The organism is Bathymodiolus japonicus methanotrophic gill symbiont, from assembly GCF_019721995.1.
Classification (GTDB): Bacteria; Pseudomonadota; Gammaproteobacteria; order Methylococcales; family Methylomonadaceae; genus Methyloprofundus.
On the sequence record NZ_BLYC01000005.1, the window covers coordinates 1 to 13,875 of the forward strand.

The window sequence follows — 13,875 nt, forward strand, 5'->3', positions numbered from 1 at the left end:
TAAAATTCTCGTTTGATAACTGTTTAGACCAGGCAATGTGAGTCTGGCAAAAATTTTCCATTTTACCTTATCTAGCGCAATCTTTATAAATGAAATTAATCATTACCAAACAAGTCACGCGTATAAACCTTATCCTCTATATCCTTAAGCTCATCCGCAAGACGATTGGCAACCACTACGTCTGCCTTGCGCTTAAACTCGGCTAAATCATTAATCACTTTAGAATTAAAAAATTCATCCTCCTCAAATACCGGCTCATAAACGATCACGTCTATGCCCTTCGCTTTAATGCGCTTCATAATTCCCTGTACAGAAGAGGCGCGAAAATTATCCGAGCCACTTTTCATAATTAAGCGGTAAATACCCACGATCTTGGGATTACACTTAATAATTGAATCGGCAATAAAGTCTTTGCGCTTGCTATTTGCATCCACAATTGAGCTTATCAAACTATTTGGAACATTTTGATAATTAGCCCTCAACTGCTTGGTATCTTTAGGCAGGCAATAGCCACCATAGCCAAATGAAGGGTTGTTATAATGACTGCCAATACGCGGATCCAGCCCTACGCCCTGAATGATTTTCCGGGTATTCAGGCCATGCGTTTCAGCATAACTGTCTAACTCATTAAAATAAGCAACCCGCATTGCCAAATAAGTGTTGGAGAATAATTTAACCGCCTCGGCTTCAGTAGAGTCGGCAAACAATACATCGATATCTTCTTTAAGCGCGCCTTCTACTAATAAACCCGCAAACTGCTCGGCTCGCTCAGATTGCTCGCCAACGATAATGCGCGAAGGGTAAAGATTATCGTATAAAGCCCGCCCTTCTCTTAGGAATTCTGGTGAAAAAATAATATTATCACAGCCTAGCTGCTGTTTAATTTGAGCACAATACCCTACCGGAACCGTTGACTTAATCACCATTACCGCATCTGGATTTATCTGCATCACATCTTTAATCACTGATTCTACAGATTGAGTATTGAAATAATTGGTTTCAATATCATAATCTGTCGGCGTGGCAATAATTACAAAATCTGCATTTTTATAAGCAGCGTGTTTATCCAGAGTCGCGCTAAAATTAAGCGGTTTATTCTGCAAAAAATCGTCAATTTCAGTATCAACGATCGGTGACTTTTTCGCATTCAGTAAGTTAATTTTCTCGGGAATAATATCTACTGCAACAACTTCATGATTTTGTGCGAGTAGCATTGCGTTTGACAAGCCTACATACCCAGTTCCTGCAATGGCGATTTTCATTTTTTTATCCTGATTTTATTCACGCTAAGAGCATAGTCGAATGCGCTCTAATTATTTATAGCGCTTATTATATGAGCATCGTCTGGATAAATCACCTGATACAGCCAAACAAATTACTCTATCCATCATCAGTGTTCCCATTGAAAGAAGAAGTACCTAAACAAAGCAGCCTATAACCTACCTGAAGGTAGCACCACTCGAATATTTCCATCTTTTTGATTTTAATCACTTATAACAGCAAATAGACACTCTGTAGGCACCGTAAAAAAACAACAAATAATTTCAAATAAAGCTTGCAATTGCCGAAAGAATCTTTCTAAAAATTTCCGTTTTAATCACCTCATAAACGGATATCACCCATGCTTAAAGACCTACCGCTCTCTGAACATATTCACCAACACTGCAATGCAGGCGCGCCATGCTACCTCACGAAATTCCGGGACTCCTGTCGCCGTAATTCGTTCACCTACGCAGCGAATAGGAGATGCTCCAGCCGCCCTGCGTCCGCCACAGACTGAGTACAAAGCAGCTCAGTCATGGCTACCACAAATGGCTCTACGGCTATTCGGGATAAAATTTTAGCCTCCCTCGCGCGCTATCGCGCACTTCGGATTGGCAAATTTCCCTGCGCCTTCTGGAGACTATCAGCCCGTCCGGGGCTGACAGCGAAAGTATGGAACGTGCCCTGTTAGTAGAGCGTCATCCTTTGTGGGCTCGTTCATGCCCAGAGTTGAAGGATATCGACTTTATTCGCCTTGGGTTATTACGCTGTATCAGTGTAGTCGATAGTGGTCGCCATTTCCTCCAAACCAATGAACAGATTTATGGCCAGCTGCTTCCCCACTCAACGTATTTTAAATCACTGAAGTCGCATAGACGAACAAGTATGCTTGAGGCATTTGAACAGCAGGGCTATCATCTTCACGCTGAAACACTGCTATCGCAAGGCATTGATTATCTTAAAGCATTCCCGGAACTTGACGAATACACCATAGAAGCAGCGGATGGACATTTTATTGATCATGCCTGCCATACTGAAAAAAACAGCAAGGGGAAAGTTTATGCGGCCGGGGGGATTTACGCGTTGAATCTCAGAAGTGGGTTGCTCAGATTTCTTTGTCTGGTGACAAACGGAACTCAGAGGCATCAAGAAATACCTGTGTTACGAGATCATATTGAAAAGCAAAACAAGGGAAATAACAGCTCTCAGAAACATCTCTATGTCTACGATAAAGCCGTCACCGACTTTGTCTGGTGGGATCGGCAGAAACGACATGCTAATTACATGATTTCAATGCTAAAAGAAAATTCAATTGCGACTCTGGTTGAGTCTATCCCTTTTGACTCCCAGCATGAGATCAATACAGGAGTTGAAGCATACAGTGTGTACGAAAACAAGGGCATCAAATTTAACGTGGTGGATTACCGTGATCCAGAAACCGGAAAACTTCACCGGTTTGTGACAACCTTGCCAATGACTATTAACCCTGGAACCATTGCCATGCTGTATTTCAAGCGATGGACGATTGAAAAGACATTCAATAACACTAAAAGTAATTTCAAGGAAACTAAAGCTTGATCTTCCAACGCTGTCAGCCCCGGACGGGCTGATAGTCTCCAGAAGGCGCAGGGAAATTTGCCAATCCGAAGTGCGCGATAGCGCGCGAGGGAGGCTAAAATTTTATCCCGAATAGCCGTAGAGCCATTTGTGGTAGCCATGACTGAGCTGCTTTGTGCTCAGTCTGTGGCGGACGCAGGGCGGCTGGAGCATCTCCTATTCGCTGCGTAGGTGAACGAATTACGGCGACAGGAGTCCCGGAATTTCGTGAGGTAGCATGGCGCGCCTGTATTTTTCTAGGCAAGAATATCTCGTATCAGCTCGTATACCATTCGGGCAGTTCAAAACGCAATAATAACAGGAATGTCTTTACAGTGCTTTATGAACTCTCTTGTGGCAAAGTTAGTTTCACGGCCTCAATTGATAGGGGAACACTGATGCTATCCATAGCCATGTTATAATAGCCGTACCGATAAAACGACTTTGCAAATCAATAAACGCGTATTCCTGCGCAAACAAGCTGCTATGAAATTCTGGGAAACCAAAACATTATCAGAAATGACAACTGCCGAATGGGAATCCCTATGTGATGGCTGCGCTAAATGTTGTCTAAATAAACTAGAGGATGAAGCCAGTGGGCAGATATATTTTACCAGTGTCGTCTGCGATTTAATCAACCTGGATACCTGTCGCTGCACCCGTTACTCAGAACGCACAACACGAGTGCCAGGCTGCATTGATTTAAAGCAGCATGACTTCTCTGAATACACCTGGCTCCCGGACACTTGCGCGTACCGCCTGCTAAGCGATGGCAAGCCGTTACCTAACTGGCACCCATTAATTTCAAGCACACCGGAAAGCGTTAAAGAAGCAGGTGTTTCTATTAGCAGCTACGCAATAAAAGAGTCCCAGGTTGATGACCTGGAAGAACATATTATTGAATGGCTGCCAATCGCATAAACTTTTTGCTTATGCTATTCTTGTATTACATATTGAACAAGTGCTGCACTAGATCACTATTTAATTAATGCTCTCTGAATCTAAATAAACATCGAGTAATACGGCTATACGTTACATATATTCCAGCACCAAACCCACAAAAATTGTAAAACCAAACCAGTTACTATTTAAAAAGGCTTTAAAGCAATCGGCCTTATCACGGCAAAAAATCAGTTTTTGCTGATAGATAAAAAAGCCACTGGCACAGAATAAGGCGACATAGTATATCCAGGATAGACCCTGCATACTGCCAACTAGTATCAATAATAGCAGGATGATTATTTGTAATCCTGCCATGATTTCACGATCTTTATTGCCAAATAATATCGCTGTAGACTTAACCCCAATTTTCAGATCATCTTCTTTATCCACCATGGCGTACATGGTGTCATAGACCAGCGCCCAGAGCACTACCGCCAGATACAGCACCCATGCAACTGCTGGAATCTCATTGCTTTGCGCGGCAAACGACATAGGTACCGCCCAGCCAAAGGCGATGCCAAGATAGGCCTGAGGCAGCTGGGTATAGCGCTTCATAAACGGATAACTCGCCGCCAGAAATGCGCCACCAAAAGACAGCATGATAGTGTAAGGATTAAGCAATAACACCAATGTAAAGGCAGTTAAGCAAAGTAGCGCAAACACGACCAGCGCTTCTTTAGGCCTAACTTTACCGGCAGCAATCGGCCGTAATTTTGTGCGCTCTACATGTGGGTCAAAGTCCCGGTCAGCATAATCATTAATCACACAGCCTGCGGCACGCATTAATACCACACCGCAGCAAATAACTGTCAATACCAGCATATCCGGCTGACCTGAACTTGCTATCCATAGCGCCCATAAAGCAGGCCATAATAAAATCAATATCCCAATCGGCTTATCAAAGCGCGCTAATATCCAGTATTGTTGCGCCCTGTCGATGATTTTTTCCATATTCACAGCAATATCTATTCTTAATAAATTCAATTACTTAACCATATTAACCTAATAAATTACATTAAATTTTAATAAACTATTTGGGAAGTCAATTAAAGTGTACTATTATTAATTTTAACCTTTATATTTTATAAGCTTATCACAACTATTTAATGTGAAATTTCTACCTTAACAACAGGCGCGCCATGCTACCTCACGAAATTCCGGGACTCCTGTCGCCATAATTCGTTCACCTACGCAGCGGATGGGAGATGCCCTGAATGCCCTGCGTCCGCAACGACTACGCACAAAAGCCGCTTCGTCATTACTACCTCACTGGCTGGACGGCTATTCGGAATGCAATTCTTGCTCCTCTCGCGTGCTGCTAGCACACGTCGAATCAGCGAATTGCCCTGTCGCCTATCAGGGACTAAAAATCACCACTTCGCTAAGCTCCGTTTCCATGATTTTCAGCGAATGCACTCAGGCGACACAATTATCTTAAAAGATAATGCTGTCTATGCTGCTAAACAAGAAAATATCAAGTCATCGCTGACCAAGAGGGCTCTTGCCCACCTCAACCTGTGCGTTAGCAAAACCGATTTATCACTACGCAACATCTCAAACCGTGAACTAATCCGCGGCGTAGCCATTATTGATAGTGCAGACGAATATCAAGAATATCTTGCCCAAAACATTGCCATGCGATCGTGTAATTAATCTAAAGCCTGATGAGAATGACCGTGTCAGAGTTATTTTGTTCTCAATAAAGCAATCAGCTTTTCTATAAAGTTACTATCCACTGTTGCCTTTACTGGGACATACCAGTGTTGTGCAGATGCAAATGAGCGGCACTTAACAGCATCCTTTTCGGTCATAAAAATAGCTTGTGCTGATTTAAAGCTAATATCTTTTGCGGCAAATGCATAGTGGTCTGGAAAAGCATGCGTTTGGCACTTGCCCCCCTGCTTTTCCAGTAAATCAAAAAAGCGCTCCGGATTACCAATACCCGCAATAGCATGACACTTCATCGCGCTAAATTCAGCCAGGGGTTTACGCTCCTGAGTTTTCAGATTAATGGCATCCATCCCGTCTAATTGCATCAGAATTTCATTTTCTTCCGGCTCGCAGCCATTGCATACAACAAAATCAACTTCCTGAGTGCGCTCCTGAGGTTCGCGTAAAGGTCCCGAGGGTAAGCAAAAGTTATTACCAAAGCGGCGCACGCCATCAATTACAATGATTTCTATATCTCTATGCAATGCATAATGCTGCAGGCCATCATCGGAAATAATCACATCTATCGCACCCTCTTCCAGTAATAAGCTGGCTGAGTCTGCTCGAACAGGTCCTACTGCTACCGGGCAATCTGCCTGCTGAGCAATCAACAAGGGTTCATCGCCAATAAGTGCGGCATCACTCTCTGCGGTGACTCTAAGCGGCCAGGTTTCAGATTTCCCGCCATAGCCACGACTAATCACTCCAGGCTTAAATCCCGCCGCCTTTAACTTTTCAACCAGATATATGACCAGCGGTGTCTTGCCCGTGCCCCCCAGGGTAATATTGCCCACAATAATAACGGGTACTGGCAGTTTTTCTACCGACTTATAGCCTTTTTTATACATCCAGCGCCGGAACTTTGCCACATCTGTAAATATAAAAGAAAAAGGCATAAGCCAGGTGCCAATAAAATGATCTTTATACCAGACTTCATTGACAAATTTAGCAATTAATTCCTTCATATTATTCCTGCTGAAGTTTCTTAGAAATTCATCAAGCAACCATTCGCAATAAAACGGCTACCACCGAATTTACAGAGGAGCTGCTGTATTTGGGGCAAACCCTTTCAAAATCCGGATCCAAAGCCGCTTCGGCAATGATGCGGCGGATATCTGAAAAGGCGAAACTGGCTCGCCCCTTCACTTTGTGCCGACGTTCCGGATCGGTTTTTAAACGATCCGGAACGTCAGCGTTGTTGCCATCATACAGAAGTTCAAATGGTTGGTCACTGCCTGCGCATTTCGACACTGACTTTTCTGACTCCCTATGTCTTGCTTGAGCTCTTTGAACCCGGATTCGATTTTCCATCGCGCACCATAATACTCAATAATCTGTGTGACGGATAAACTTAGATCGGTCGTAAACAAAGCAATCCACTGTGTGCGACGAAACACCCAGACAACCTGAACGGGTCGTTTCAATGTTTTCAGCATGACAACGCGACTATAAGCCCTGACTTCACGCTGTTTTCCATAGAGATTCACGGCATACGATCAGGCCTTTTGTTGTACTGTTTTTGCCATGTCTGTGGCTGACCCTAGACGCTGCCCGTACTTTTTATTCCGCCCCCTTTGCTTGGGTTTTCTTTTTTCTGGACGATCGTACAGTACATTATTGCACCTTAACCTAGAGAGAATATTAAACCGGCTTCCGATAGCTTTGTAAACAGGCTTCCATAGGCCATTGTTGCCAAACCAGCTATCAGTGACTGTCAATATCGGAGCGGTGGAAAAATGTTCTGCAATTGCAATCAGCATTTGAGCCGCCTGAGCCATCTTGGTCTGGAAAGGAACGACATCACCTCTTATCGTGGCGGTTTCTTTTTTGCCTGAATTGTTTTTAAGGGGAGATAAAATCGGAAATCTAAAAATAAGCACGCCCAGCGACCTTTGACCTGTTTCAGCAACCCTACCGATACAATATTTTGTGCCCATGGATATTTGCTTTGATTCGATTTGGCCGCGTGGTCAAAAATGGCTTCACAGCCGATGACGTAAAAGGAACGATAATGGGTAGTGGGTTAAATCTGTGTTTTTGCATGAATATCCCTGCCAAATTCCACCTTATTTATTAACAGACCAATCACAATATCATGCATTTTCTCTAACTTAGAGAAGCAGATTGTTCGACGAGTTAATCGTTTTATCCATGCTCTAAAATTCAAGTTTTTACGTTCAATTTTTTGGGTGTTTTTCTTACCTATTTCATGTTTCTCAGCATCGAGATGACGTTCATAAGCGCCCCAGTCATCGGTGTAATAACGACTGATATTTAAAGGCAAAAGTAACGCTTTTAATTCTTTGAAAACAATGTCCTTACGCTTGCCAAAAACATAAGCGAGTACCGTGTTGGTTTTATGATCAACAGCATGCCATAGCCAGCGTTGATTGCTTTTATTTCCTACAAAAGACCACTGTTCATCCATTTCGGCTTCATCACAGCAGACCTGTTCTAGTCTGACTTCCAATGGTTTCCCTTGATCAAAGGTCTGAAAAAGAGGGTTCACTTGAACAAGACTGTTTTCTTTGTTTTTTAAAGTACGAGTCACCGTATTTTTATTGATTTTAAGAACCCTAGCCGTGTCTCGAGTGCCACTACTATTGATAGCCATTTCGACAACGTGTTCTTTGGTTCCAAATTCACATGCTTTATAACAATATTCCAACATGAAGGTGTTGGTTGAGCAAGCTGTGGTCTGGCAACGATATCGCTGCACACCACGATCGCTACTACCTGATTTCATCAGGTTGGAATTAGTACAGTTAGGGCAGGTGATTTCTTGATAATATTTCATGAGGGAATTATGCAATAAATCACTTTCTTATTCTATTGCTCTCATGCTAAACACAGGTTTAACCCACTACCCGATAATGGACAGGATCGTGTAAACGAACAGAGAGGCTCGTTCGCGGCCTAAAGTGGTTTCGGAAAAATGATCTTGAAGCGGAAGTAAAGTATCGCGTAAAATGAACATGAATGAGGCCGGTTTGTTTGTATAATCAATGTGTTAGAAACTTTCATTATACACTAAAAATAGGCCTCATTCACGATTAACCTGTTGTTTTTAAAAAGAATTCAAGGCTTTTAGTCAACGGAATGCCATTAATATTAGTAATATCTAATGTTTCAGAAAAATAAGCATTAGCTGATATTCTTATGCTTTAAAAACCAGGAAACTTCAGATATAAAATATATCTGAGATTTTTTGCTTAAACTCGATGTTCAAGTTTTTGATATTGAGAAGGTAAAATCAGGTATTCTGAGGTTGTTGTAATTTTATCGGTGTAAGCCCATGTTAATGAATGCCCCAGCCACCTTTATCCAAAGCTATATTGACGATTTAAATGATGCGCTCAATCAGCTAAAACCCGGAGCCGCTTTGACACGGATTCAAGCCGCTTGGTTGGGCACTTGTTTAACGGGCATACTGCTAATGAACTCTGTTTGCTGGGCTAAGTTTGAGCGAGCAAGCCTTGGAGATTGCAAAGTAGCCGCATTATCCTGGGTGTTTCGTAAAGCAAGTATACCCTGGGACTGGTTGCTACGGGTGAGTGTGGTCTTAATTTTAAAACGTTATGGCATTACTGAAGGTGTGTTGGCCTTTGATGAATCAGACCGAGCACGATCTAAGTCTACAAAACGTATTTATTCGGGGAGTCGCTATTTTTGCGAAAGCTTGTTTTGGGCATCCCAGCCCAAGCAAGCAGCAAAAACTTAACGCGACCACTTATGCCTCCGGCGGCCCCGATTCGTCCTCGTCACCTTGTCCCGACCCAACAAGGGGTCGGAACATAGGCTCCAAATGACTTGACGCCGTGTCGGATGGCCTTTTATTTTGTCTCCACCTTCGCTAACGCTCAGACTCCGACAAAACAACGGCCCTACGGCTATCGCGGACTAAAAATCTTCACTTCGCTAAAGCTCCGTTTCCAGGATTTTCAGCGAAGGTTTACAAGCAGAAACACAAAGGCTCCGACGGGTATGTTAATGGACAAACGATAGTATTATTGCTGCTAGTTACCTCATCCATTACAGTGCCTGTCGGTTTTTTCTTTTATATGCCGGATCCAGCCTTAAAGCAGTGGGATAAAGAAGATAAACGGTTGAAAAAGAGCGGTATAGCAAAAAAAGATCGGCCTATTAAGCCTGAACGTGACAGTGCCTACCCGACCAAAACAGAGATTGCATTAGGCTTATTAAAAGAGTTTAAAGTTGCGCATAGCCTGATTAAAATTAAAGGCGTACTGGCTGATGCGCTTTATGGTGAAAAAGCCTTTATGGACGAAGCCGCTAAAGAATCTGGAGGCTCGCAGGTGATTAGCCAATTACGTAAAAACCAAAATATTGAATATAGAGGTAGAATAAGGTCAGTCGAGAGCTACTTTAATTCGATTAACAAAGGCATTGATCAGATAATACGTGTACGTGGCGGCAAAGAGATTAAAGTGACTGTCAGCAGTGCACGATTAAAGGTGAGTTCTCACAGTAAAAAACGCTTTGTCATTGCCTTAAAATATGACGGTGAAAACGACTATCGCTATTTAGTGGCGACAGACCTGACTTGGCGCACACAAGATATTATTCAAGCCTATACGTTGAGATGGCTGATTGAGGTTTTCTTTGAGGACTGGAAGCTTTATGAAGGATGGGGGCGTGAGGCCAAACAATTAGATGAAGAGGGATCAAGCCGTGGCCTGATTCTGAGTCTTTTGTTTGACCATTGCCTTCTCCTTCACCCAGAGCAAATAGCCCGCATTGAAAGCAAACTACCTGCGTATACCCTAGGAAGCTTACAGCGCAAGTCTCAAATGGATGTACTGCTTGAGTTCATCACGTCATTGCTAGAGTTTCCAGATCCTGGTGATAAGCTGAAAGAGTTAGGTGAATTAATAAAGGATGTGTTTCAACTGATGCCATCAGGAAAACATATGATTGGCAGAGATTTAGGGCGCTTAGGGCCAACAGCATCATTAAAGTATTGTTCTGCTGGGGAAGGTAAGAGTTTGATGGCAATGGGATGGAAAAACTTGAACATCGAGTTAAATAAAGCAGGAGATATGAAATCGGCACAGGATTGCGCCAGAGTAGACACTGGAAGCAGTGCCTACGGTTTGTGCAGCACTGTTGGATAGATCAATAAATAGTTATATTTTTAAAATTCATTATCAATGTCATACAAATATTTCCATCCAGCAAATCTAAATAGCTGCTGCAGCAGACCAAGAATATTAGGATAAATTTGCTAACGCCGCTTTTGCTTTTGCTTTTTGCTTAGTCTTGATTTTAAAAGATGTATGTTTTGGGTCTAATGTTGCACCAATGGCCTTGTTAAGATAACTGACAGCCTGATCGTCTTTACCCTGCTCTAACAAGAATTCGGCATAAAAGTAATTGCTGGTCACACCATCTGGGTTAACTTCTAGCGCTTGCAATAAATAAGCTTCCGCCTGCTTATCGTCACCAAAAGCAATGGGCCATCCGGGAACTTTATAATAAAGTATACCCATAGTCACCAGAGCGGAACCTTCACGCGCACTTGGATCAATAACAATTGCTTTGGCTAATAATTCTTTTGCCTGCTTGACCAAGCCTAGCGCGACAAAACTGGAAGCATCTTCAGCCATGGTTAATAAAATAGCTGACTTTAAAATAAGTGGCTCAGCATGCCTTGGAAAGGCCGTCACTACATTGCTAATATCATCTGCCAGCTGTAAAAACATATTTTTCCGCTCTGGCGCAGGCGCTGCTACACTAGTATTAACCCAGCTTGCTTCAATTTTTGCCACACTCTCTTGCATGGGGTCAGCATAAGCACACTGGGTATAAAATAGCAAAAAAACAACAAAAATTAATTTTTTCATACTTTGAGTATAGTGGTCTTAACCCGACAATTCAAGTTTACACCATAAACCAATGGTATTTTTTTCTTTAAAAAAACCACATCTTATTGATAAATAAATATTTATCATCATATACAACAATTAAACTATTGTTTTTTTTGTGTTAATTACATCACATTTTGTTGCGCTTGTTGTATAATTAAAACGACTATTATTGCTACCACTATAAATCAAGGTCTCAAACAAAACTGCTATGCCACAAAATAAATCTAGCTGGGATCATTGGAAACTACTCACCAAAAATGGCCGCCAAGTATGGGCATTTAAGGCTGACTCGCAAAACATTGATGATCACTTAAAACATGCGGATAATTTTTCCGAGCAGGAATTGCACGCGTTTAGTGACGACTTTGCATACAACCGTCAACTAAACCCTACATCCGCTGATCAGGTTTTCAGAGATCACGCTATAAAAAAGAACGGACATCATTATAGTGGCGACATACCTAAAGTGGAAACGGCAGAAGAACAGACGTTAATCGACAGCCTGATCAAAGGCATGCACTACTTTAGTCAGTTACAATCCGATGAAGGGCACTGGCCTGGCGACTATGGCGGTCCTTTATTTTTACTCCCTGGTCTATTGATTACCGCCTATATTTCAGACACGCCATTTCCTAAACCACACCAGGAAATGATGCAGGTATACCTATTCAGCCATCAACATAGCGATGGCGGCTGGGGTATGCACGTCGAAGGACAGCCGACCATGTTTAGCACGGTTATGCAATATGTCTCACTGCGCCTATTAGGCATTGATAAAGATGATGCACGATTGCGCAAGGCAAGCGCCTGGATTAAAGAAAATGGTGGTGCCGCCAGCATTCCATCCTGGGGTAAGTTTTACCTTTCTATACTTAATTTATACCACTGGGATGGCTTTAATAGCTTATTCCCGGAAATGTGGCTACTGCCTACCTGGCTACCGGTACACCCGTCAAGATACTGGTGCCACAGCCGTATGGTCTATTTGCCTATGGCCTATTGTCAGTCACACCGCATTCAGGCAGTTGAAGATGACTTAATTCTATCTTTAAGAAAGGAAATCTATAATGAAGACTATGACACTATAGACTGGGAGAAACAGAGAAACAGAGTCTGTGAAAAGGATTGCTATACTAAGCAATCGCCAATTTTAAAATGGATGAACCTGTTTACTAATACTTTTGAAAAATTTAATCCTGCCTGGTTACGAGCCAAAACCAGTGCTTATCTAATACGGTATATTAATGCTGAAGATGCGCAGACTGACTATCTGGACATAGGTCCGGTTAGTCAAGCGATTAACTCCATCTGCACCTGGCATGCCTACGGCAAAGACTCTGAGCAATTCAAAAAGCACGTCGCCCGCTGGTATGACTATTTATGGGTAGCTGAAGATGGCATGAAGATGAGCGGTTATAATGGCTCACAATTATGGGATGTTGCTTTTACCACGCGGGCGATGCTGGAAAGTGATTTAGGCCTATTATTCCCAGAAACCATCAAGAAGAGCTATCAATTTATTGATAACATGCAGATTCTGGCCGAACACGAAACCCATCAGGAATTTTTCCGTCACCCGATGATCGGTAGCTGGCCATTTTCTACCGCAGAACAGGGCTGGCCAGTTGCGGATTGCACCGCAGAAGGAATCAGTGCGACCTTAGCCGTGCATAAAACCGGCTTAATTAAATCCGGTATTAGCGATCATCGCATACAACAAGCTGTCGATGTGATCCTGTCGTTTCAAAACAAGGATGGCGGCTGGCCTACTTATGAATTAAGCCGTTCACCAAAATGGCTAGAAAAACTCAATCCATCGGAAATTTTTGCCGACATCATGATTGATTACTCGTGGACTGAGTGTAGTTCAGCTTGCGTAATTGCTTTGCTTGAAATACTAGAGCACTACCCTGAGTATAAAACCCGGGAGATACCGCAGGCCATCAGCAGAGGATTGCAATTTGTAGTTAAGCAGCAAAATGCCGATGGTTCATGGTATGGTGGCTGGGCTGTATGCTTTACCTATGCAAGCTGGTTTGCAGTAGAAGCTTTAGTGCAGGGTAAGGATTTTATCGACCCTGAGCTAAGATTAAACTGCATTAATAAAGCCTGCGATTTTTTGCTTAACAAACAAATGTCAGACGGCGGCTGGGGAGAAACCTATGAATCGTGTTCGGATATGGTGTACACGCAGGCGAAAACGTCACAAGTTGTTAATACAGCCTGGGCGTTGCTTGCTCTACAAGCTGCAACCCAAAACAATAAAGAAGCGATTCAACGCGGTATAAATTTACTGTTAGAGAGACAGCTAGACAATGGCGATTGGCCGCAGGAAAACATATCAGGTGTTTTTAACTATAATTGCATGATTACTTATAGCTCATACCGAAATATTTTCCCTATCTGGGCCTTAAATCGCTTTTATCAACATAAAGGCTATTAAAGTTTAGTTATTCGTATTAAAATTAAATGGTTA

General features: G+C 42.6%; 20 protein-coding genes. 11 read left to right on the forward strand and 9 right to left on the reverse strand.

What is annotated here, in order from left to right; genetic code table 11:
- Positions 1-95 precede the first annotated feature (95 nt).
- On the reverse strand, positions 96-1,262 hold the full coding sequence (locus tag K6984_RS08560) for a nucleotide sugar dehydrogenase (protein ID WP_221895154.1): 1,167 nt from the start codon (positions 1,260-1,262) through the stop codon (positions 96-98).
- A gap of 371 nt (positions 1,263-1,633) precedes the next feature.
- A complete protein-coding gene (locus K6984_RS08565) occupies positions 1,634-1,786 on the reverse strand; it encodes a hypothetical protein (RefSeq protein ID WP_221895155.1) in 153 nt (50 codons plus the stop codon).
- 12 nt (positions 1,787-1,798) lie between these two features.
- On the opposite strand from K6984_RS08565, the gene K6984_RS08570 reads away from it, so the two are divergent.
- The 4 genes from K6984_RS08570 to K6984_RS08585 all read left to right on the forward strand — a co-directional run bounded on the left by K6984_RS08570 (position 1,799) and on the right by K6984_RS08585 (position 3,780).
- Complete coding sequence (locus K6984_RS08570) at positions 1,799-1,954, forward strand: hypothetical protein (protein ID WP_221895156.1); 156 nt, start codon at positions 1,799-1,801, stop codon at positions 1,952-1,954.
- Positions 1,936-2,841: a transposase gene (locus tag K6984_RS08575; RefSeq protein WP_221895157.1), complete on the forward strand. Its 906-nt coding sequence runs from the start codon at positions 1,936-1,938 to the stop codon at positions 2,839-2,841. Before K6984_RS08570 ends, K6984_RS08575 begins: the two co-directional genes overlap by 19 nt.
- 152 nt (positions 2,842-2,993) lie before the next feature.
- Complete coding sequence (locus K6984_RS08580; protein ID WP_221895158.1) at positions 2,994-3,281, forward strand: hypothetical protein; 288 nt, start codon at positions 2,994-2,996, stop codon at positions 3,279-3,281.
- Positions 3,282-3,345: 64 nt separating this feature from the next.
- Entirely contained in the window at positions 3,346-3,780 is a 435-nt protein-coding gene (locus K6984_RS08585; protein WP_221895159.1) for a YcgN family cysteine cluster protein, read from the forward strand.
- 111 nt (positions 3,781-3,891) lie between these two features.
- Here the strand turns inward: K6984_RS08585 and ubiA are convergent, their stop codons facing one another.
- Positions 3,892-4,752, reverse strand: coding sequence for a 4-hydroxybenzoate octaprenyltransferase (gene ubiA, locus K6984_RS08590; RefSeq protein ID WP_221895361.1), 861 nt, complete (start codon positions 4,750-4,752; stop codon positions 3,892-3,894).
- Between the two features lie 247 nt (positions 4,753-4,999).
- Here ubiA and K6984_RS08595 point away from each other — a divergent pair, with 247 nt between their 5' ends.
- A complete protein-coding gene (locus K6984_RS08595; protein ID WP_221895160.1) occupies positions 5,000-5,239 on the forward strand; it encodes a hypothetical protein in 240 nt (79 codons plus the stop codon).
- Positions 5,212-5,454 (forward strand): DsrH/TusB family sulfur relay protein, encoded by a 243-nt coding sequence (locus K6984_RS08600; protein WP_221895161.1) that lies wholly within the window; start codon positions 5,212-5,214, stop codon positions 5,452-5,454. Before K6984_RS08595 ends, K6984_RS08600 begins: the two co-directional genes overlap by 28 nt.
- Before the next feature lie 32 nt (positions 5,455-5,486).
- Here K6984_RS08600 and lpxK read toward each other — a convergent pair whose 3' ends face one another.
- From lpxK to K6984_RS08625, 5 genes are all read right to left on the reverse strand, one after another.
- Positions 5,487-6,515: a tetraacyldisaccharide 4'-kinase gene (gene lpxK, locus K6984_RS08605; protein WP_338024474.1), complete on the reverse strand. Its 1,029-nt coding sequence runs from the start codon at positions 6,513-6,515 to the stop codon at positions 5,487-5,489.
- Positions 6,508-6,657, reverse strand: a complete 150-nt coding sequence (locus K6984_RS08610) for a hypothetical protein (protein ID WP_221895380.1) — start codon at positions 6,655-6,657, stop codon at positions 6,508-6,510. The genes lpxK and K6984_RS08610 overlap by 8 nt, the downstream gene beginning before the upstream one ends.
- Before the next feature lie 26 nt (positions 6,658-6,683).
- Positions 6,684-6,998 (reverse strand): transposase, encoded by a 315-nt coding sequence (locus K6984_RS08615; RefSeq protein ID WP_230987987.1) that lies wholly within the window; start codon positions 6,996-6,998, stop codon positions 6,684-6,686.
- A gap of 9 nt (positions 6,999-7,007) precedes the next feature.
- Positions 7,008-7,391 carry a transposase gene (locus tag K6984_RS08620; protein WP_230987988.1) on the reverse strand — a complete coding sequence of 128 codons (384 nt, stop codon included), beginning with the start codon at positions 7,389-7,391 and terminating at the stop codon, positions 7,008-7,010.
- A 143-nt stretch (positions 7,392-7,534) separates the two neighbouring features.
- The gene (locus K6984_RS08625; RefSeq protein ID WP_221894694.1) at positions 7,535-8,308 is read right to left on the reverse strand and encodes an IS1 family transposase; all 774 of its coding nucleotides are present in this window, start codon (positions 8,306-8,308) and stop codon (positions 7,535-7,537) included.
- Between the two features lie 498 nt (positions 8,309-8,806).
- Between K6984_RS08625 and K6984_RS08630 the strand changes: the two genes are divergently transcribed.
- Genes K6984_RS08630 through K6984_RS08640 form a run of 4 tightly spaced genes read left to right on the forward strand, consistent with a single transcriptional unit; the run spans position 8,807 to position 10,646 of the window.
- Positions 8,807-9,232 carry a hypothetical protein gene (locus K6984_RS08630; protein ID WP_221895163.1) on the forward strand — a complete coding sequence of 142 codons (426 nt, stop codon included), beginning with the start codon at positions 8,807-8,809 and terminating at the stop codon, positions 9,230-9,232.
- The gene (locus K6984_RS32925; protein WP_263458596.1) at positions 9,181-9,309 is read left to right on the forward strand and encodes a hypothetical protein; all 129 of its coding nucleotides are present in this window, start codon (positions 9,181-9,183) and stop codon (positions 9,307-9,309) included. The genes K6984_RS08630 and K6984_RS32925 overlap by 52 nt, the downstream gene beginning before the upstream one ends.
- A 27-nt stretch (positions 9,310-9,336) precedes the next feature.
- Complete coding sequence (locus tag K6984_RS08635; RefSeq protein ID WP_221895164.1) at positions 9,337-9,516, forward strand: hypothetical protein; 180 nt, start codon at positions 9,337-9,339, stop codon at positions 9,514-9,516.
- A gap of 5 nt (positions 9,517-9,521) precedes the next feature.
- On the forward strand, positions 9,522-10,646 hold the full coding sequence (locus tag K6984_RS08640) for a transposase (RefSeq protein WP_221895165.1): 1,125 nt from the start codon (positions 9,522-9,524) through the stop codon (positions 10,644-10,646).
- A 96-nt stretch (positions 10,647-10,742) separates the two neighbouring features.
- Here the strand turns inward: K6984_RS08640 and K6984_RS08645 are convergent, their stop codons facing one another.
- On the reverse strand, positions 10,743-11,375 hold the full coding sequence (locus K6984_RS08645) for a hypothetical protein (protein ID WP_221895166.1): 633 nt from the start codon (positions 11,373-11,375) through the stop codon (positions 10,743-10,745).
- 232 nt (positions 11,376-11,607) lie between these two features.
- On the opposite strand from K6984_RS08645, the gene K6984_RS08650 reads away from it, so the two are divergent.
- Positions 11,608-13,842 carry a terpene cyclase/mutase family protein gene (locus K6984_RS08650; protein ID WP_221895167.1) on the forward strand — a complete coding sequence of 745 codons (2,235 nt, stop codon included), beginning with the start codon at positions 11,608-11,610 and terminating at the stop codon, positions 13,840-13,842.
- The last annotated feature ends 33 nt before the right edge of the window (positions 13,843-13,875 follow it).

Bases quoted from the DNA above. Each gene is read 5' to 3' on its own strand.
- K6984_RS08560 (WP_221895154.1), bottom strand. From the start codon at position 1,262: ATGAAAATCGCCATTGCAGGAACTGGGTATGTAGGCTTGTCAAACGCA.
- K6984_RS08570 (WP_221895156.1), top strand. From the start codon at position 1,799: ATGGCTACCACAAATGGCTCTACGGCTATTCGGGATAAAATTTTAGCC.
- K6984_RS08575 (WP_221895157.1), top strand. From the start codon at position 1,936: ATGGAACGTGCCCTGTTAGTAGAGCGTCATCCTTTGTGGGCTCGTTCA.
- K6984_RS08585 (WP_221895159.1), top strand. From the start codon at position 3,346: ATGAAATTCTGGGAAACCAAAACATTATCAGAAATGACAACTGCCGAA.
- ubiA (WP_221895361.1), bottom strand. From the start codon at position 4,752: ATGGAAAAAATCATCGACAGGGCGCAACAATACTGGATATTAGCGCGC.
- K6984_RS08595 (WP_221895160.1), top strand. From the start codon at position 5,000: ATGGGAGATGCCCTGAATGCCCTGCGTCCGCAACGACTACGCACAAAA.
- K6984_RS08600 (WP_221895161.1), top strand. From the start codon at position 5,212: ATGCACTCAGGCGACACAATTATCTTAAAAGATAATGCTGTCTATGCT.
- K6984_RS08625 (WP_221894694.1), bottom strand. From the start codon at position 8,308: ATGAAATATTATCAAGAAATCACCTGCCCTAACTGTACTAATTCCAAC.
- K6984_RS08630 (WP_221895163.1), top strand. From the start codon at position 8,807: ATGTTAATGAATGCCCCAGCCACCTTTATCCAAAGCTATATTGACGAT.
- K6984_RS08635 (WP_221895164.1), top strand. From the start codon at position 9,337: ATGGCCTTTTATTTTGTCTCCACCTTCGCTAACGCTCAGACTCCGACA.
- K6984_RS08645 (WP_221895166.1), bottom strand. From the start codon at position 11,375: ATGAAAAAATTAATTTTTGTTGTTTTTTTGCTATTTTATACCCAGTGT.
- K6984_RS08650 (WP_221895167.1), top strand. From the start codon at position 11,608: ATGCCACAAAATAAATCTAGCTGGGATCATTGGAAACTACTCACCAAA.